Raw genomic sequence first — 19,145 nt, 5'->3', positions numbered from 1 at the left:
GGGGCTCACGAACGGGTGGGGGCGGTGTCGGCGGAGACGAGGACGCGTACGTCCCAGGGGCCGAGCTCAAGTGCCGTGCCGACAGGGACGGTTGTGCCGTTGAGGACGTCGGAGAGGTTCGCCGGCGCAGACACGCTCGCGGGCTCCCAGCTCCAGTTGTGGACGATGTGGACGTGGCGTCCGTCCGGCGAGGTACCGGTCGTCGCGGTGACCGCGGCCGGCAGGTCCCGCCAGCCGTGGCGGGCCGACGGCGTCAGCCACTCGGCCAACGCCCGGGCGAGGTCCCGGCCGGGCACCGTGCCGACATATGTGACCCGGCCCGCGCCGTGACAACGGGTGGTGACCGCGGGCCAGCGGCCGAAGTGCGGGTGGTCATAGGTGACGAGTACGTTGGCGTCGGCGACGGTCAGGCCGTCCGCCCACTGAGTCGCCGTGGCGCCCTGGGGGAGCTGGAGGGGGCTGTCCGGTGCGGACCGCACGGGTATGTCCCGTGCCAGGTTGCTGAACTCGTCGTAGCTGACGCCCGCGGCGCCGGTGAGCCGCCCGGGGGCCGGTTCGGTGCGGGCGCGCGCCTCGTGGTCGGCGTAGCCGGTGCGTGGGCCCAGGACCAGGTGGCCGCCCGCGCGGGCGTAGTCGGCGAGCCAGTCGAGGGTCGCGTCTGCGGCGATGTACAGCGCCGGGACGACGAGAACGGGGTGACGTTGGACCGCCTCCAGCGGGGTCATGCCCTCCCGTTCGCCGCTCGGGTCGTGCAGTTGGCGGGCGTGCACGATGCGGACCTGCCGGCCGGCCTCGAAGGCGCCGCGGTAGAACGGGTCGAAGATGCGGTGGTAGGCGGCCGGGTCCGGTTCACCGTCGGGCCTCGCCAGCGGCGGGTACTTCTGCATCAGCCACTTGCTCGGCGTCGAGTACACCATCGTGATGTCGGCGTCCGGTTCGAGCCCGGCGACGAGTGCTCCCGCGGTCTCGAACTCCCCGCCCAGACGGGCGAGTTCGGTGTACGTCCGGCCGGGCCGGCCGGTGTGCGCAAGGATGCCGCCCCAGTAGGTCTCGGCGCCGAAGTGCAGGGTGTGCCAGTGCCAGTACTCGATCATGCGGGCGCCGCGTGCGACCAGTGCCCAGGCGGCCTGGCGCCACTGGCCGTCGTAGGCGGGCCGGTTGTCCCAGGCGAAGCCGATGGAGCCGGCGTTGGTCTCGGTGACCAGGAACGGTTCCTGCCGGGAGGAGAACATCCAGTCGGCGGTCTGGTACAGCGCCCACACACCGGTGGTCTTCCACATCTGTTCGTGGCCGTCGGGCGTGGGATCGGGCAGCAGCAGCCCGTCCTGCATGTCGTAGTACGGGTTGCCGGAGGCGATGTCGAGGCGGTCGGTCAGCTCGTCGTCCTCCACCGCCGGGCGGGTGTAGGAGATGCAGGTGGTGACGAAGTGGTCGGGGCGGGCGTACTCGCGCACGATGTCCGCCTGCCAGCCGATGAACTCGGTGACCTGGCGGGCCTGGAACGCGCGCCACGCGACGTCGTACTGCGGCTGCGCGTTGCCGTCCGGGGTCCACAGGTCCGCCCAGGTGGACAGCCGGTGCGACCAGTACACCAGGCCCCACTCGCGGTTCAGGGTCTCCACGTCGCCGTACGTCTCGCGCAGATGGTCGACGAAGCGCTGGAAGACGCCGTGGTTGTGGAAGAGCTCCAGGCCCGGCTCGTTGTCGACCTGGAAGCCGATCACCGCCGGGTGGTCGGCGTAGCGGGCGAGGATACGGCGGATCACCCGCTCGGCGTGGAAGCGGAAGGTCGGGTGGGTGAAGTCCACCTCCTGCCGGGCGCCCCAGCCGATGCGCTCACCCGTGCGCCGCTCGCCGGTGATCTCCGGGTACTGGCGGGCCAGCCACGGCGGCACCGCGTAGGTCGGGGTGCCGAGGACGACGGAGATGCCTCGCTCGTGGGCGCCCTCCAGCACCGGTTGCAGCCAGTCGAGGTCGAAGCGGCCGTTGTCCGGCTCCCACGTCGACCAGACCGACTCGCCGACGCGGATGACGCTGACATGGGCGTCGGCCATCAGGTCGAGGTCCGTCTTGAGGCGTTCGGCAGGGTGCTCGTACGGCTGGTACTCGTGGTAGTACGCGGCACCGAACAGGACGCGGGCAGGCAGAGCCGCCATGAAGGGAAACCTCCGGGGGGAAGGGAAGAGGGGGGTGGGCTACTGCTTGACGCCGCCGGTGGCCAGGCCGCTCTGCCAGTACCGCTGGAGCATCAGGAAGGCCACGACGAGCGGAATGATCGAGAGCAGTGAGCCGGTCACGACGAGCGCGAGCATGTCGCTGCTGGCGCCCGCCCCGCCGTTCTGGGCCTGCGCGGCCCAGGAGGCGAGGCCCACCGTGATCGGGTACAGCTTCGGGTCGTTGAGCATGATCAGCGGCAGGAAGTAGTTGTTCCAGGTCGCCACCAGGGTGAACAGCAGCACCGTCACCAGGCCCGGCCCCAGCAGCCGCAGCGCGATCCGGAAGAAGATCCGCGCCTCGCCGGCGCCGTCGATGCGGGCGGCCTCCAGGATGCTGTCCGGGACGGCGTCGGCCGCGTAGATGCGCATCAGATAGAGGCCGAACGGGTTGACCAGGGACGGCAGGATGATCGCCCACGGGGTGTTGACCAGGCCCGCCTTCGCGAAGAGCAGATATGTCGGGATGGCCAGCGCGGTGGTCGGGACCATGACGGCACCCAGCACCACGTTGAAGGCCAGACGGTCGCCGCGGAAGCGGAACTTGGCGAACCCGTAGCCGCCGGCGGCCGCGAGCAGTGCGGCGCCGAGCGCGCTGACCACGGCGTACATGACCGTGTTGAGCAGCCAGTTCACGAAGACGCCGTCGTCCTGGGTGAACGTCGCCTTGATGTTGGTCAGCAGCTGCGGGGCGTGCGAGAACCACAGGCCGAAGCTGTTGAAGAGGTCCTGGGTGTTCTTCGTCGAGGCGATGAGCAGCCAGAACAGGGGGAGGAGGAAGTAGGCGAGGGCGGCCAGCATGGCGATGGTCAGGGGAGTGCTGCGGCGGGCCCTGGGTCCGCGCTTCCTCGACGTCACCGGGGCAGGCGGCTCGGCCGCCGTCACGACCGTGGCGGGGGGAGTGGATGGGGGCGCCCCCTTGCCGAGCGAAGTCGAGAGCTTGGGGGACGTCATCAGGGGGTCCTCCTGCGGTTCGCGGTGAGCAGGACGGCGTAGGAGGCGATCACGATGACGAGGCCGAGGAGGAAGGACACCGTGGCCGCGTAGTTGACCTGCTGGCCGGTGAAGGCGAGGGAGTAGGCGTAGAGGTTGGCGGTGTAGGAGCTGGAGATGACGTCCGGGGCGATGCTCATCAGCAGCTTCGGCTCGTTGAACAGCTGGAAGCTGCCGATGACGGAGAACAGCAGGGTGAGCAGCAGCGTCGGCCGCAGCGCGGGCAGTTTGACGGACCAGGCGATGCGCCAGGCACCCGCTCCGTCCATCGCGGCCGCCTCGTACAGCTCCTGCGGGATCGTGCGCAGGGCGGCGTACAGGATGATCATGTTGTAGCCGACGAACTCCCAGGTCACGATGTTCGCCAGACTGCCGAGCATCCAGCCGTCACTGAGGAAGTGCGGGGCCGGCAGGCTCAGATTCCGGCTCAGCTGGGCGAACGGCCCGAAGTCCGGCCCGTACAGATACCCCCACATCAGCGCGGCGACCACGCTCGGTACGGCGTACGGGACGAAGATGCCCAGCCGGATCACGCGCGCCAGCCGCAGCAGTCCGCTGTCGAGCGCGAGCGCGAACACCAGCGCCAGCAGCAGCATCACCGGCACCTGGATCACGAAGAACAGCGCGACGCGCCCCACGCCGTGCAGGAGTTGGGGGTCGCCCAGGGCCTGTACGTAGTTGTCCAGGCCCACGAAGACCGTCCCGCCGATCAGGCGCTGCTGGAACAGGCTGAGGTAGGCGGCGTAGCCGAGCGGAGCGAGGAAGAGCAGCAGGAACAGCACCATGAACGGGGCGACGAACAGCGGCCCCGAAATTCGGTGAGCCGTACGGGACTTGGGTCCCCCCTTGCCGGGGACAGCGGTCGTGGCGCTCATGTCAGCTTCCCCTGACCGTGAAGCCCTGGTTCTTGGCGTACGTGGTCAGCCGGGACTGCCAGGTGCCGAGCGCCCGGACGGTGTCGGTGTGGTCCGCGAGGGACTTGCCGACCGTCTCGGTCCAGTCCGTCGCGGCCTGGTCGAGGAACGGCGGCCACTGGAAGGAGGAGTTGACCGTGGTGCTGATGTCGGCGAAGACCTGGTTGACCTTCTGGCCGCCGTAGAAGGACGGCGCGTCCGACACGAAGGACTGGTCCGTGAGCAGGGACCTGGTGGCGGGGAAGAAGAACTGCTCGGTGGCGAACATCTTCGCGCTGGCCGGGTCGCTGTTGAGGAACTTGGCGAACTCGGCCGCCACGATGGGGTTCTTGGTCGAGCGGATGACCGCCGTGGTGGAGCCGCCCCAGTTGCCCGAGCTGGGCTTGGCGGCGTCCCACTGCGGCAGCGGGGCCGCCCTCCACTTGCCCGCCGTCGCCTTGGCGGAGCCGGAGAGGAACACGGGCCCCCAGGCGGCGGTGATCCAGGTGGCGTACTTGCCCTTGTTGAGGGCGGCGTACCAGGAGTCGGTGAAGTCCGGCTCGACGCCGATGACCCCTTCCTTCGCCAGGCCGCCCCAGTACGCGCCGAGCTTCTTGGAGACGGCGTCGTCGACGCGGATGGTGATGTCGCTCCTGTCGGCCGTCACATAGGGCTCGGCGCCCGCCTGCCAGAGCAGACCGTGCCAGGCGGCGACCTGGTTGGCGGCGAGGTTGGTCAGATAGACGTCCGGGTCCGCCTTGTGCAGCTTGCGTGCGGCGGCCGCGAACTCGTCCCAGGTCCTGGGTACTTCGATGCCGTGCTTGTCGAAGATGTCCTGCCGGTACAGCATGCCCATCGGGCCGGTGTCCTGCGGTATCGCCCAGACCTCCCCCTTCGGCCCGCTGACCTGGCCCCAGGTCCAGTCCACGAACGCGGACTTGAGCGCGGAGGCACCGTACGGCCGCAGGTCCAGCAGGCTGTCGGTGATCGTGAAGGTAGGGATGGCCTGGTACTCGATCTGCACCATGTCGGGGGCTCCGCTGCCCGCCTTCAGCGCCGTACGGAGCTTGGTGTACTGGGGTGTTCCCTGCCCGGCGTTGACGACCTTGACCTTGATGGCCGGGTACTTCTTCTCGAAGAGCGCGACCTCCTTCGCGATGTTCGGGACCCAGGTCCAGAACGTCAGCTGGGTCGGGGTCTTCATGGCTTTGTCGATGTCGGCCTGGCTGACCGGCTTGGCGGACGCGGCGGAACTGCCGGAGTCGCTGCCGCCACAGGCGGTGAGGGCGGCGCCGAGCGACAGGGCGCCCGTGGCGGTCAGGAACAGCCGACGGCTCAGGGCGGACGTGCTGGGTACGGACGTGTTTCTGGGCATGGTGAACTCCCGCCGGTGGCGAAGGTGACGGCACGCCTGGCGAGGGCGTGCGGGGGTGAGAAAGAGGTGCGAGGGCGCGACGACCGCGGCTCGAATCGGTGTGCGGCCTCGTGGAGGGCGACCGCTGAGCGCTCCACCTGCTGAAGGCGGAGGTCGGGGTCGGAGACAAGAAGCGGGGTGGGGAGGAAGCGGCGGCGGGCGCGTGAACCTGACTCGGGCCCATCGCGGTCAGGGTCGGCCCTGTGGCGCCGGTCCGTCGGGGGTGCTCGTGGACGGGTGCGCGATCAGCACAGCGGCTCGCACGGGGATCGCACGCAGCTCAACGGCTGTGGTCGGTCTGGCTTGCGGAGGGGTTCAGTGGCGGGTGGACAGGCCTCCGTTCGCAAGCGGCGGACTCGATGTCCCGTGGGCACGGGAGGCGGTGCGCCGTCCGCGGGCCGGGGTTTTCCGGCTCGGCGGTGGCGCCGCGGTCGAGGCACGGACGACGAGGTCGACCGGTGGGCCACTCGGCGGCAAGGGCTCTGCCTTCGGGTTCTCGATGGCATGCACCAGGCGCTTGAGCCCTTCCTGGGCCACGGCGTCGAACGGTTGCCGCACCGTGGTCAGGGGAGGAGTCACATAGGCGGCGACCGGGATGTCGTCGAAGCCGACGACGCTGACGTCCTCCGGCACGCGCCGGCCGGCCTCCGTGAGCGCGCGGATCAGTCCGATCGCCATGTCGTCGTTGGCGGCGAAGACCGCGGTGACGCCGCCCTCCTTCGCCAGCTCCCGTCCCGCCCGGTAGCCGGAGGCGGCCGACCAGTCGCCCGCGACGACCTCAGGCACCTGGCGGCCCTGCGCGGTCAGGGCCGTCTGCCATCCGTCCAGCCGGTCCCGGGCGGCGTACCATCGCTGCGGACCGGAGAGGTGATGGACCGTCATATGGCCGAGGTCCAGCAGGTGTTCGGTGGCGGTCCGGGCCATCAGGTCGGCTCCGTCGCCCGCGGTCAGCACCGTGGGCGCCGTGACGGGCGGCGGTGCGCCGATGACGAGGACCGGCACGTCGAGGCGGAGGGCGGGTGCTTTGCCGTCGGCCTGCTCGTCGATCGGTTCGGAGATGACGATGCCGTCCACGCCCTGATCGAGGAGCGAGTCCACGGCACCCGCGACGCCCGCCGGGTCGCCCTCCATCGTGTTGACCACGCGAAGGGCGTAACCGGTGTCCCGGACGACCCGCTCGACACCCATGAGCAGCGAGGCGGGCCCGTACAGCGCTGTGCCGAGCGTCACCACGCCGATCGAGCGGGTGCGCCCGGAGGCCAGCGCGCGGGCGGCGTTGTTGAGCCGGTAGCCGAGCTGCTCGGCGGCGTCGAGCACCCGCCGGCGTACGTCGGCCGAGACATACGGCTCGTCGTTGAAGACCCGGGAGACCGTCTTCTGCGAGACCCCCGCGAGCCGGGCGACGTCCACGCTGCGCGGTGCGGCGGAGCCTGCGCCCCGCCCTGTTCCTCGCGTCATCGCGCCTCCCGGTGGCCGTTCGGTCGAGCCCCATCATGCCATTCGCAGATCGGCTGACCTCGCGGCTGACTGCGCTGTCATGTCTACGTAGTCATGTCTACGCAGTCATAGAGGCGGCGTCAAGGGTTCGGAACGCAATCCGCAACCTCTACAGGATGCCGATGTTGGTGAGCGGGATGTTCCAGTCGTTGCTCTCGACGTCGCCACGGCCGTCCTGAGCTGTGGCTGGTCCCGCGAACAGCATCAGCCCGGCGAGGGCGATGGCCAGGACGGCGGCGACACGACGCTTCACGGTTCCTCCTCCGCTACGACAGTGCCGCCCACCCTCCTCCGAGCCGGCCACCCCGCCGACCCGGACACGCCGCGCGGCCCGAGGAATCAGCCGCTCGGTGGCGGCACCCCTCTTGCCGGACGTCAGCCTCCCGCCGGCTCGGAGGCGGTGAAGCGCTCGAACCCGGCGTGGAAGGCCGTGCCCTGCGGGTCGGTCGCGCTGTAGTGGAAGGCGGCCACCCCGCAGCCCCTGGAATCGAAGGCGGCCCCCGTGTACGAGGCGACCCGGGTGCCGTCCACTCCGAGTTCGACCTTGATCCGGCCCGCACCGGCCGGGGAACAGGTCATCGACATGTCGACCTGCTGCTGACTCGCCACCTTCAGACCCGCATCCGCGAGGTCGACCTCGACGACCCGGTCATGCTGGAAAGCCCCTTTGAAGCGGAACTCCCGCACAATAAGAGCCTCCTGACCTGTCGTCAGGTAGGTCGCCCAGCGGGAGCCCTTCCGGTAGTCCCCCGAGCCGTTGCACCACAGCCCGACCCCGCCCTCGCCCCCGTACCACTCCGCCTGGGTGCTCAGCCGTACCGCGAACGACGACGGCTCGAAGGGTGCCTGCGGCCACACCTCCAGCTCGGTCCTGGGATCCACCAGCATGGTCCCGCCCTTGTGCGTGATCCTCGCCAGGGTCGGGTCCTTGTGCGTCCAGTCGCCCGAGTCGGTCAAGTCGTCGGTGTACGAGAGGGGTTGGGAGCCCGCGGAGCTGTTCGGCCTCCCGGACGAGGAGGTGGAGCCCGAGCCATGGGCTCCCCCGGAGGAGGCGGTGCTCAGTACGACGGCAAGCAGCACCGCCGCCGCGGCACTGCCGGCCGCGAACCCCCACAGGCGCAGCTGCCTGGCACTGGTGCCGGGGCGGGAGCCGCCCTTCCCGCGTCCGGCCGCCGGCAGCGGTGGCTGTGGTGTCCCCGACTGCGACTGCGCGCCCTCCGCCGCGCCCGCGAGCCGGGAGACGAGTTGGGCGGCGGTGGGCCGCTGCGCCGGGTCCTTGCGCAGACAGTCGGCGATGACCGAACGGACCGGCTCCGGCACCACTGCGAGATCCGCGTCCCGCTCGCACACCGCGACGAGCACCTCGTAGCCGTTCTCCCCCTCGAAGGGATGCCGCCCCGTGGCGGCGAAGTACAGCGTGCCGCCGAGGGAGAACACGTCGGTGGCGCCGTTGACCCGCATCGACTTGACCTGCTCGGGCGACATGTACGCGGGCGAACCGAGCACACTGCCCGGTGTGGTGAGCGCCGACTCCAGCAGCCGGTCGTCGCGGGCGATACCGAAGTCTATGATCCGTGGTCCGTCCGGGGAGAGCAGGATGTTGGACGGTTTGATGTCCCGGTGCACCACACCCACCCGGTGCACCTGCGCCAAGGCGTGGGCGACGGCCAGCGCCACGGACTGCAGCCGCCCGGAGGACAGCGGGCCGCCCGCGGCCACATGCTGGTGGAGCGTGGGGCCCGGCACGAACTCGCTCACGATGTACGGACTGCGCCCGGACAGGTCGGCATCGAGGACCCGCGCCGTGGCCAGCTCCCCGACCCGGCTCGCCGCACCGAACTCCCGCCGTACGCGGGCGAGCGCGACCTCGTCGTACTCCTTGCCCGGCAGCAGGAACTTCACCACGACCTGCCGCCCCGCCCGGTCCCGGGCGAGCCACACCACCCCTTGCCCGCCCCGACCCAGCTCGCGCTCGCAGACGTATCCGCCCACCGACAGCTGCATCCGTGGATCCATGCCCCCGCCCCCAGCCCCGCCCCCGGTCCATGGCCGTTCTCCAGCGTATCGGCCCACTTGGGTCGTGACAGGGCTCTTGTCCGGGTTTCACGCCTCAGCCCGAGCGGGGATCCACATGGATCTTGGGGCCCGGCCCGGCGCCGGGCGGGCGCTCGCCGGCGAGTACGGGGCCTGCCTCGGCGAGGCCCACCGTGGCGGCGACGAGTGGCCTGGGGTCGACGGACCCGGCGGCGTAGGCGCGGATCGTGGCGTCGAGGCCGGGGGAGGCGGACAGGATGCCCACCGCGGTGACGTCCTTGAGGGCGAGCGTGCGGGTGTCGATCCTGCTGGGTTCGCCGGCCAGCCCGATGTACACGACCCGGCCGGACGGCTCGACCAACTCCAGTGCCAGGTCCGGCAGATGGGCGGCGTTCGAGGCGTCGACGACCGCTTCGAAGGGCAGGTCCGGCAGCGAGCCCTCCGCCCAGACGTGCTCGAACCCCAGTGCGCGGGCGAAGGCGAGGGAGCTGGGGGTGTTGCCCATGAGGTGGACCTCCGCACCGGTCGTACGGAGGAACATCGCGGCCAGCAGTCCGATGGTCCCCGGTCCCAGGACCAGAGCCCGGTCCCCGGGGCTTGGTGCGGCGGCCTGCGCGGCGCGCAGGGCGTTGCCGCCCGGCTCGACCAGCGCGCCGAGCACGGCGTCGACGGAGTCCGGCAGGGCGTGCAACGAAGAGGCGGGGACGGCGAGTTGCTCGGCCAGGGCGCCGGGCCGGTCCCCGCGTATGCCGACCTCCTGCCGCTTCTCGCACACGTGCCGGTGGCTGCGCAGACAACGGCGGCACACCCCGCAGCCGAGCATGGTGTCGCCCATGACGCGCCGCCCGACCCAGCCGGGATCGACACCGTCGCCGACCGCCGCCACCCGCCCCGCCCACTCATGACCGAGCCGCATCGGGTAGGTGGCGTGGCCATGGTGGAGATAGGCCATCGCCCCGGTGAAGAACTCCACGTCGGTGCCGCAGACGCCCACCCGCTCGACGTCGACGACGACTTCGCCGGGTGCCGCCACCGGTGCGGGGACCTCCTGCACGGAGTACTTGCCCGGGCCGGTCAGGACGAAGGCGCGCATCAGGCCACTGCTCACCGGGGCCCGAGCACGTGCTGACGCTGGGTGCCGAGCTGCTGGATGCCGAGTTCCATCACGTCGCCCGGCTGGAGATACACGGGCGGAGTGAGGCCCATGCCGACGCCGGGCGGGGTGCCCGTGTTGATCAGGTCGCCGGGCTCCAGGACGAGGAACTGGCTGAGGTAGTGCACGATGAAGTACGGGTCGAAGACCATCGTCTTGGTGTTGCCGGTCTGCCGGCGCACCCCGTTGACGTCCAGCCACATGTCGAGCGCGAGGACGTCCTCGATCTCGTCGGTGGTGGCCAGCCACGGGCCCGCGGGGTTGAAGGTCTCAGCCGACTTGCCCTTGGCCCACTGCCCGCCCCGCTCCAGCTGGAAGGCGCGCTCGCTGACGTCGTTGACGACCACATAGCCGGCGATGGCCTCGCGCGCCTCTTCCACCGAGTCCAGGTAGCGGGTGCGCCGGCCGATGACGATCCCGAGCTCCACCTCCCAGTCCGTCTTGGCGGACCCGCGCGGGATCCGCACGTCGTCGTTCGGACCGACCAGGGTGTTGGGCGACTTGGTGAACAGGATCGGCTCGTCGGGCACCGCCATACCGCTCTCGGCCGCGTGGTCGCGGTAGTTGAGACCGATGCACAGGATCTGGTGCGGGCGGGCCACGGGAGCGCCGATGCGCTCCCCGGCGAAGCGGGACACCTGCCCGGCCGCCGCCCGCTCCGTCACGACGGGGCGGACGCGGTCCAGGCCGCCTGCGCCGAAGAACGCCTCGTCGAAGTCCGTGACGACGTCCGAGAGGTCCACGTAGGTCTCGTCGTCGATGCGGGCGACGGCCTTTTCGGCGCCGACGGCGCCGATGCGCATGAGGTACACGAGCTCAGTCTCCAGGGTGGGTTCGGCGGGGTGGGTCGGTGGCCCCCGGCGGGGCTTCAGCGGTGGGGCTCGCCGAGGGGACCGAGCAGGGCACGGATCTCGTCGGCCGCCTCGACCAGGGCGCTCAGCGGTGTCCGGTAGGTCAGCGCACTGACGCTGACGGCTCCGGACGGCGTCCTCGGTGAGGTCGCGTACACGGGCAGGGCGAGGCAGTTGACACCCGGCTCGTTCTCCTGGTCGTCGAGGGAATAGCCCCGCTCACGTATGGACTGCAGCTCGCGGTGCAGGGCGTCGGCGGTGCACAAGGTCCGCGGGGTGCGCCGCACCAGGGCAGAGCCGCCGACCCATGCCTCGACCTCCGCCACGGTCTCCAAGTGGCGGGCCAGCAGCAGCTTTCCGACTCCGGTGGCGTGCGCGGGGTTGCGGCCGCCCACCATCGAGGTGAGCCGGACGGCACCGCTGGGCGGATCGACCTTGGCGCGGTAGACGACCTCACGGCCGTCGAGGACCGCGTAGTGCGCGGTCTCGCCGAACCGCTGCGCCAGCGCCTCCAGGACCGGGCGGACGCGGACATGGTCGGGCCGGGCCTCGTGGTGGGCGAAGGCCATCCGCAGGAACTCGTCCCCGAGCGCGTAGTGGCCGCGGGCGTCCTGTCCGGCCAGACCCGCCCGGCGCAGGGCCGCGAGCGCCCGGTGCACGGTCGGCTTCGGACTGCCGATCACCCGGGTCAACTCCTCCAGGCCAACGCCCTCGGGATACCGGGCAAGCTCCTTCAGAACGGCGAGCACCCGGTCCGAGCCCACAAGCCGGCCGCCGTCGGCACCGGTGGAGCCGTCCGTGCCGGGGTCTGTCGGACCCTCGTACGTCTGCGTACGCTTCATGATGTTCCGGACTCTAGAGCGCCGTACCGACTATTGGAAGAGGCCAAGGTGACGCTCCGCAGCGCGCAGTGGTACGAGGGCCAGGACCGCAATGCCTACATCCACCGGGCCTGGATGCGACGGGGCGCACCGGACGACGCCTTCACGGGCCGCCCGCAGATCGCCATCGCCAACACCGCATCCGATCTGACCCCCTGCAACGCCCACCTGAACGAGGTCGCGGCGTCCGTGCGCAACGGTGTGTACGAGGCCGGCGGGATCCCCCTGGACCTGCCCGTGGTGTCGCTCGGCGAGACGAACGTCCGTCCCACGGCCATGCTGTGGCGCAACATGGCCGCGATGGCCACCGAGGAGATGCTGCGGGCCAACCCCGTCGACGGCGTCGTCCTGCTGGGCGGCTGCGACAAGACGATCCCGTCGCTGCTGATGGCCGCCGCCTCGGTCGACCTGCCCGCCGTCGTCGTGCCCGGCGGTCCGATGCTCACCGGAACCTTCCGCGGCAGGCCGCTGGGCTGCGGCACCGACGTGTGGCGGCTGTCCGAGGAGGTCCGTGGCGGCACCCTCTCCCAGGAGGAGTTCACCCGCTCCGAGTCGTCGATGATCCGCAGCCGCGGCCACTGCAACACCATGGGCACCGCCTCCACGATGGCGCTGGTGGCCGAGGCCCTGGGCACGGTCGTGCCGGGTACGGCCGGAACTCCCGCCCCCGACAGCCTACTTCTCAAGGCCGCGCACGGCACCGGACGGCTGGTGGTGGACATGGTGGGCGCCGACCGGCGGCCCGGAACCTTCCTCACCAGGGCCTCCTTCCACAACGCGATCGTCGCGCTCGCCGCCGTAGGAGGCTCCACCAACGCGGTCGTCCACCTCCTCGCCATCGCGGGGCGCCTCGGCATCGACCTGTCCCTCGACGACTTCGACCGCATCGGCTCCCGCGTACCGGTCCTCGTCGACCTCCAGCCGGCCGGCCGCTTCCTCATGGAGGACTTCCACCGCGCCGGCGGCCTCCTTGCCGTCCTGCGCGAAGTCCGCGACCTGCTCGACCCCGACGCCCTGACCGTCACCGGAAGCCCCCTGGTCGAATTCCTCGACGACGCCCCGATCTGGGACACGGACGTCATCCGCCCGCGCGCCCAACCGCTCGTCGCCGAGGGCGGAATCGCCGTCCTGCGCGGCAACCTCGCCCCCGACGGCGCCGTCGTCAAACCGGCCGCCGCCTCCCCGCATCTGCTGCGCCACCGCGGCCGGGCGGTCGTCTTCGACTCGATCGAGGACTTCCACGCCCGTATCGACGACCCGGACCTCGACGTCGGCGCCGACAGCGTGCTGGTCCTGCGCGGCTGCGGTCCGAAGGGCTATCCCGGCATGCCCGAGGTGTCGAACATGCCGCTCCCGAAGAAGCTCCTCGAACAGGGCGTACGCGACATGGTCCGCGTCTGCGACGGCCGCATGAGCGGCACCGCGTACGGCACCGTCGTCCTGCACGTGGCCCCGGAAGCCGCGGCGGGCGGCCCCCTCGCGCTGGTGCGCACGGGGGACGTCATCTCCCTCGACGTCGAAGCCCGCCGCATCGACGTGGACGTACCCGCCGACGAACTCGCCGCCCGCACCCCCGACAAGGCGACCGTCACCGGTTTCGCCAACCCCCGCCGCGGCTGGGAACGCCTCTACGTCGACCACGTCCTGCAGGCCGACACGGGCGCCGACCTGGACTTCCTCGTCGGCTCCAGCGGCTCGGAGGTGAGCCGCGAGTCGCACTGAGCGACGCAACTGCGCCGCCGGGGGGGCCGGTCCGCGATGCCGGGTTCAGTGCCGGCGGGGTGTGGGTGCGGTGCGAGGTCTTGTGGTTGCGGTTCCTGCCGGGCGGCGAACCCGCGGATCCGGGCAGGCCAGGCGTGCGGCCGCCCGTCCGTCACGACCTGACGGTCACGCGTGGGACACGCCCGCTGCCACAGGGATCGGCCGGTGCGTGGTGAGCGCCCGGTCGAGGTCCGCCATCAGGTCCTCCGGGGCCTCCAGCCCGATGGAGAGCCTGATCAGGCCGGCGGCGGGGCGGGCCTGAGGGGCGACGGGCCGGTGTGTCAGTGAGGCCGGGTGCTGGATCAGTGAGTCGACGCCGCCCAGGGACACCGCATGGGTGAAGAGGCTGACCGCCGAGGTGACGTGCGCGGCCTGTTCGCAGCCGCCGCGGAGGTCGATGGAGATCATCGCTCCGGTGCCCTTCAGCTGTCGGCCGAGCAGCCCCTGCGGGTCTCCGTCGAGCCCGGGGTAGTGGACGCGGTCGACGCTCGGGTGGGTCGTCAGCCATGCCGCGATCCGCTGGGCGTTCGCCTGCTGGGCCCGTACCCGAACCGGAAGCGTGGCCAGTCCCCGGTGCAGGAGATAGGCGCCCAGCGGGTGCAGCAGACCGCCGGTGACCGTGCGGACCCGGCGCAGCGCGGCTGCCTGGTCCTGGCCGCAGGCGATGACACCGGCGATCACGTCGCCGTGTCCGCCCAGGTACTTGGTCGCGCTGTGCAGCACCATCGCGGCACCGAGGTCCACGGGATTCTGCAGGACCGGCGTCGCGAACGTGTTGTCGACGAGCACCGGAACGCCCTGGGACGCCTCGACGACGGCACGGATGTCGACCAGTTCGAGGGTCGGATTGGCGGGCGTCTCCAGCACGATCATCGCCGTATCGGGACGGATGGCGGCGGCCACGTCCGGCGCCGAGCAGTAACTCACCTCCGTGCCGAGGAGGCCCGAGGCCAGCAGATGGTCCGTGCCGCCGTAGAGGGGGCGGACGGCCAGGACATGGCGGCGGCCGGTCTCCTTCACGGTCGCCAGGATCGCCGCGGTCATCGCCGCCATGCCCGAGGAGAACGCCACGGCGGCCTGAGCGTGCTCCATCTGGGCCAGCGCCGACTCGAACCGCGCCACGGTCGGGTTCCAGAGCCGCGCGTAGACGGCTCCACCGTCCGCGTTCGGCGTCCCTCCGCCCGCCATGGCCTCGTAGGACAGCCCGCCGGCCTCGATGTCCGGCAGTGGATTGGTCGACGACAGGTCGATGGGAAGCGCGTGGACGCCGAGCTCTGTCAGGTCCTCACGGCCGGCGTGGACGGCCAGGGAGTCGAGATGCAGGTACGACGAGGTCATGCCCAGAGAATGAGGCGATCCACAAGACCCCACAAGAGTCATTGTGGAAGCCATGGTCGATCCCCGATATTGGTGCGGATTCGGCAAGAGGAGGGCTCATGACAGGCCAGCAGCTGAAGAAAACGCAACCCGCTGCGGCGGCGCTCGACGGCACCGATCTGGCCATCCTGGTCGCCCTCGTGGAGGACGGCCGGATGACCAACGCGGCGCTCGCGGCCCGGGTGGGCGTAGCCGAGTCGACCTGCGCGTACCGGGTCCGTGCGCTGCGGGAGTCCGGTGTCATCACGAGCATCAACGCCCGGCTCGACCTCGGCGCACTCGGCCACCCGATCCACGCCATCATCAAGGTCCGCCTGGGCAGCCACAGTCGCGAACACGTCCGCACCCTCTACGACCGGCTGGTCAGGGTGCCGGGAGCCCTGACCGTGTGGCACGTCGGCGGCGACGACGACTTTCTTCTGCATGTGGCCGTGGCGAGCCCGGAAGAGCTGCGGGATCTCATCCTGGAGCACGTGACCGTCCACCCCATGGTGCGGCAGACCGAGACCCAGCTGGTCTTCGAGGTCCGCGACGGCCGCGGTGTACTGCCCGAGTGAACCCGGCCACCGGGAGTCTTGTCCGTGGGAAGTGTTTCCTCATGGGCAAGCGACCGCTTAGTATGCGATGGACCCCGGTCAGACAGAGCAGTCCCCTGGAGGCACCGCATGCAGGCATGGCAAGTGCACGAGAACGGCGAGCCGAGCGAGGTGATGCGGCTCGAGGAGGTGGAGCCGCCCACGCCCGGCGACGGCCAGGTGCTGCTGAAGGTGCGGGCCGCGAACATCAACTTCCCGGACGTGCTGATGTGCCGTGGCCACTACCAGGTGCGCCCGCCGCTGCCGTTCACGCCGGGCGTGGAGATCTGCGGGGAGACCGAGGACGGGCGGCGGGTCATCGCCAACCCCGCGCTGCCGCACGGCGGTTTCGCGGAGTACGCCCTCGCGGACGCCGCCACCCTGCTGCCCGCGCCCGACTCGCTGGACGACGCCGAGACCGCCGCCCTGCACATCGGCTACCAGACCGGCTGGTTCGGTCTGCACCGGCGCGCTCACCTGGAAGCAGGCGAGACGCTGCTCGTCCACGCTGCCGCAGGAGGGGTCGGCAGCGCGGCCGTGCAGCTCGGCAAGGCGGCCGGGGCCACCGTGATCGGGGTCGTCGGCGGGGCCGACAAGGTGGCTGCGGCCAGGGAGTCGGGCTGCGACGTCGTCATCGACCGCAAGAGCGAGGACGTCATCGACGCCGTCAAGGAGGCCACGGGCGGCCGCGGCGCCGACGTCATCTACGACCCGGTCGGCGGCGAGGCCTACGCCCAGTCGACCAAGGTCGTCGCCTTCGAGGGCCGGATCGTGGTCGTCGGCTTCGCCAGCGGCGTCATCCCCAGCCCGGGGCTCAACCACGCCCTGGTGAAGAACTACTCGATCCTCGGCCTGCACTGGGGCCTGTACGGCACCAGGAACCCGAAGCTGATCGCGCACTGCCACGAGCAGCTCACCGAGCTGGCCGCCCGTGGTGCCGTCAAGCCGCTGGTCAGCGAGCGCGTGCCGCTGGCCGGGGCCGCGGCCGCAGTGCAGCGCGTCGCCGACGGCGTGACCACCGGCCGGGTGGCCGTCCTGCCGTCCCTGGAGAACGGAGCCGCCGCATGACCGACGCAGCCGAACTGCGCAGCCGCACACAGGAGTTGCTGGCCGCCCACCCGCCGGCGACCACCGACCGCCTGGACTTCCTCAAGGCCCGCTTCGACGCGGGTCTGGCCTGGGTGCACTACCCGCAGGGCCTCGGCGGGCTCGGCGTGCCCCGCTCCCTTCAGGCCGTCGTGGACGCCGAGCTGGAGGCCGCCGGCGCCCCCGACAACGACTCGCGCCGCAACGGCATCGGCCTCGGCATGGCCGCCCCGACGATCCTCAAGTACGGCACCGAGGAGCAGAAGCAGCGCTATCTGCGGCCGCTGTGGATCGGCGAGGAGGTGTGGTGCCAGCTGTTCAGCGAGCCCGGCGCCGGCTCCGACCTGGCCGCGCTCGGCACCCGGGCCGTCCGGGAGGGCGACGACTGGGTCGTCAACGGGCAGAAGGTGTGGACGTCGGGCGCGCACAACGCCCGCTGGGCCATCCTCATCGCCCGCACCGACCCGAACGTGCCCAAGCACGCGGGCATCACGTACTTCGTCTGCGACATGACCGACCCCGGCGTCGACGTCCGCCCGCTGCGGCAGATCACCGGTGAGGCCGAGTTCAACGAGGTGTTCCTCACCGACGTCCGCATCCCCGACTCCCGCCGCCTCGGCGAGATCGGCGACGGCTGGCGCGTCGCGCAGACCACCCTGAACAACGAGCGCGTCGCCATCGGCGGCATGCGGCTGCCCCGCGAGGGCGGCATGATCGCCCCGGTCGCGAAGACCTGGCGCGAGCGCCCCGAACTGCGCACCCACGACCTGCACCAGCGGCTGCTGAAGCTGTGGGTGGAGTCCGAGGTCGCCCGGCTCACCGCCGAACGCCTGCGCCAGCAGCTCGTCGCCGGGCAGCCCGGCCCCGAGGGCGCCGGCATGAAGCTCGCCTTCGCCCGCCTCAACCAGGAGATCAGCGGTCTGGAGGTCGAACTCCTCGGCGAGGAGGGCCTGTTGTACGACGACTGGACCATGCGCCGCCCCGAACTGGTGGACTTCACCGGCCGCGAGGCCGGCTACCGCTACCTCCGCTCCAAGGGCAACAGCATCGAGGGCGGGACCAGCGAGGTCCTGCTGAACATCGTCGCCGAACGCGTCCTGGGCCTCCCGTCCGAGCCGCGCACCGACAAGGACGTCGCATGGAAGGACCTCGCCCGATGAGCGCACAGCCCGATCTCCTCTACTCCGAGGAGGAAGAGGCGCTGCGGTCCGCCGTACGGGACCTCCTCGCCGACCACTGCGACGCGCCCGGCGTCATCGCACGGACCGAGTCCGACGCCCCGCACGACCTCGCGGCCTGGAAGGCCCTCGCCGACGGCATGGGCCTGGCGGGCCTGCTGGTGCCCGAGGCGCAGGGCGGCCAGGGCGCCACGCACCGCGAGGTCGCCGTCGTACTGGAGGAGCTGGGGCGCGCGGTCGCCCCCGTGCCCTACCTCTCCAGCGCCGTCGTCGCCACCGAGGCCCTGCTGGAGTGTGGCGACGAGGAGTTGCTCGAGCGGCTGGCCTCCGGGCGTGCCATCGGCGTGCTCGCGGTGGCGCTGCACCGCGCCCCCGGCACCGCCTTTCCCGCCGTACGACTGGAGAACGGCACCCTGCACGGGGAGCTGACCGGCATCGCGGACGCGGCTGCCGCGGACGTGCTGCTCGTACCGGCCGAGGACGGTGGGCTGTACGCGGTGGACGCGTCCGAGGCCACCGTCACTCCTCAGATCTCCCTCGACCTCACCCGGCCGCTCGCGACCGTCACCCTGGACGGGGCGCGGGCGCGCAGGCTCGGTGAGGCCGAACCCGCCGTACGAAGTGCCCTGCGGTCCGCGGCCGGGCTGCTCGCCTCCGAGCAGTTCGGGCTCGCCGACTGGGCGTTGACGGAGACCGTGCGCTATCTGAAGGAGCGCAAGCAGTTCAACCGGCCCGTCGGCGGCTTCCAGGCGCTCAAGCACCGCCTCGCCCAGCTGTGGCTGGAGGTCGTCAACCTCCGCGCCGTTGCCCGCAATGCCGCAGACGCGCTCACCACCGGAGGAGACGTCGAAGTGGCGGTGGCCGTGGCGCAGTCCTACGCGGCGCCGGTCGCGGTGCACGCCGCCGAGGAGGCGCTCCAGCTGCACGCCGGCATCGGCATGACCTGGGAGCACCCGATCCATCTGAACCTCAAGCGGGCCAAGGCCGACTCGATCGCCTACGGCACGGCCGGCGCCCACCGGTCCGCCGTGGCCGAACTCGTCGACCTCCAGGCACCCTGACGTCCCCTGACGGTCACCCGGTGAAGCCCGCCCCACCTGGGGCGGGCCTTTCCATGCCGTCCTGCGACAGGAGTGAACGGACCACGGCAGTCCGGCCAACTCCTGTCGTGCGCAGGTCCATTGAGGCCGCTTCCGCCCGATACTCCCTGTGGTTCCGACCCGCCCCACAGGGAGGCAG

The 19,145-nt window shown here is 71.2% G+C and carries 16 protein-coding genes; 5 read left to right on the top strand and 11 right to left on the bottom strand.

The annotated features are described in order from the left end of the window. Positions 1-5 precede the first annotated feature (5 nt). From AB0N07_RS00575 to AB0N07_RS00530, 10 genes are all read right to left on the bottom strand, one after another. The gene (locus AB0N07_RS00575) at positions 6-2,156 is read right to left on the bottom strand and encodes a beta-galactosidase (RefSeq protein ID WP_365830575.1); all 2,151 of its coding nucleotides are present in this window, start codon (positions 2,154-2,156) and stop codon (positions 6-8) included. A gap of 39 nt (positions 2,157-2,195) precedes the next feature. Further along, on the bottom strand, positions 2,196-3,167 hold the full coding sequence (locus AB0N07_RS00570) for a carbohydrate ABC transporter permease (protein ID WP_365830573.1): 972 nt from the start codon (positions 3,165-3,167) through the stop codon (positions 2,196-2,198). After that, positions 3,167-4,081 (bottom strand): sugar ABC transporter permease, encoded by a 915-nt coding sequence (locus AB0N07_RS00565; protein WP_365830571.1) that lies wholly within the window; start codon positions 4,079-4,081, stop codon positions 3,167-3,169. The genes AB0N07_RS00570 and AB0N07_RS00565 overlap by 1 nt, the downstream gene beginning before the upstream one ends. Before the next feature lies 1 nt (position 4,082). After that, on the bottom strand, positions 4,083-5,474 hold the full coding sequence (locus AB0N07_RS00560) for an extracellular solute-binding protein (RefSeq protein WP_365830569.1): 1,392 nt from the start codon (positions 5,472-5,474) through the stop codon (positions 4,083-4,085). Between the two features lie 354 nt (positions 5,475-5,828). Then, on the bottom strand, positions 5,829-6,971 hold the full coding sequence (locus AB0N07_RS00555) for a LacI family DNA-binding transcriptional regulator (protein ID WP_365830567.1): 1,143 nt from the start codon (positions 6,969-6,971) through the stop codon (positions 5,829-5,831). A 148-nt stretch (positions 6,972-7,119) separates the two neighbouring features. Then, a complete protein-coding gene (locus AB0N07_RS00550) occupies positions 7,120-7,263 on the bottom strand; it encodes a hypothetical protein (protein ID WP_365830565.1) in 144 nt (47 codons plus the stop codon). A gap of 122 nt (positions 7,264-7,385) precedes the next feature. Further along, entirely contained in the window at positions 7,386-9,014 is a 1,629-nt protein-coding gene (locus tag AB0N07_RS00545; RefSeq protein ID WP_365830563.1) for a serine/threonine-protein kinase, read from the bottom strand. A gap of 106 nt (positions 9,015-9,120) precedes the next feature. Then, on the bottom strand, positions 9,121-10,137 hold the full coding sequence (locus AB0N07_RS00540) for an alcohol dehydrogenase catalytic domain-containing protein (protein WP_365830561.1): 1,017 nt from the start codon (positions 10,135-10,137) through the stop codon (positions 9,121-9,123). An 11-nt stretch (positions 10,138-10,148) separates the two neighbouring features. Continuing rightward, positions 10,149-11,009 carry a fumarylacetoacetate hydrolase family protein gene (locus tag AB0N07_RS00535; RefSeq protein WP_365830559.1) on the bottom strand — a complete coding sequence of 287 codons (861 nt, stop codon included), beginning with the start codon at positions 11,007-11,009 and terminating at the stop codon, positions 10,149-10,151. A gap of 56 nt (positions 11,010-11,065) precedes the next feature. Further along, positions 11,066-11,890 (bottom strand): IclR family transcriptional regulator, encoded by an 825-nt coding sequence (locus AB0N07_RS00530; protein ID WP_365830557.1) that lies wholly within the window; start codon positions 11,888-11,890, stop codon positions 11,066-11,068. A 48-nt stretch (positions 11,891-11,938) separates the two neighbouring features. Between AB0N07_RS00530 and AB0N07_RS00525 the strand changes: the two genes are divergently transcribed. Continuing rightward, complete coding sequence (locus tag AB0N07_RS00525) at positions 11,939-13,651, top strand: IlvD/Edd family dehydratase (RefSeq protein WP_365830555.1); 1,713 nt, start codon at positions 11,939-11,941, stop codon at positions 13,649-13,651. A gap of 165 nt (positions 13,652-13,816) precedes the next feature. On the opposite strand, the gene AB0N07_RS00520 is transcribed toward AB0N07_RS00525, so the two are convergent. Then, positions 13,817-15,028 (bottom strand): PLP-dependent aspartate aminotransferase family protein, encoded by a 1,212-nt coding sequence (locus tag AB0N07_RS00520; RefSeq protein WP_365830553.1) that lies wholly within the window; start codon positions 15,026-15,028, stop codon positions 13,817-13,819. A gap of 98 nt (positions 15,029-15,126) precedes the next feature. Between AB0N07_RS00520 and AB0N07_RS00515 the strand changes: the two genes are divergently transcribed. From AB0N07_RS00515 to AB0N07_RS00500, 4 genes are all read left to right on the top strand, one after another. Next, positions 15,127-15,624, top strand: coding sequence for an Lrp/AsnC family transcriptional regulator (locus AB0N07_RS00515; protein WP_365830551.1), 498 nt, complete (start codon positions 15,127-15,129; stop codon positions 15,622-15,624). Positions 15,625-15,732: 108 nt separating this feature from the next. Further along, complete coding sequence (locus AB0N07_RS00510; RefSeq protein WP_365830549.1) at positions 15,733-16,710, top strand: NADPH:quinone oxidoreductase family protein; 978 nt, start codon at positions 15,733-15,735, stop codon at positions 16,708-16,710. Further along, on the top strand, positions 16,707-17,888 hold the full coding sequence (locus tag AB0N07_RS00505) for an acyl-CoA dehydrogenase family protein (RefSeq protein WP_365830547.1): 1,182 nt from the start codon (positions 16,707-16,709) through the stop codon (positions 17,886-17,888). Before AB0N07_RS00510 ends, AB0N07_RS00505 begins: the two co-directional genes overlap by 4 nt. Beyond that, complete coding sequence (locus tag AB0N07_RS00500; RefSeq protein WP_365830545.1) at positions 17,885-18,967, top strand: acyl-CoA dehydrogenase family protein; 1,083 nt, start codon at positions 17,885-17,887, stop codon at positions 18,965-18,967. The genes AB0N07_RS00505 and AB0N07_RS00500 overlap by 4 nt, the downstream gene beginning before the upstream one ends. Positions 18,968-19,145 lie beyond the last annotated feature (178 nt).

It is taken from the genome of Streptomyces sp. NPDC051172, from assembly GCF_040682555.1.
GTDB lineage: Bacteria > Actinomycetota > Actinomycetes > Streptomycetales > Streptomycetaceae > Streptomyces.
This window is presented reverse-complemented; position numbering and strand designations above follow the sequence as displayed.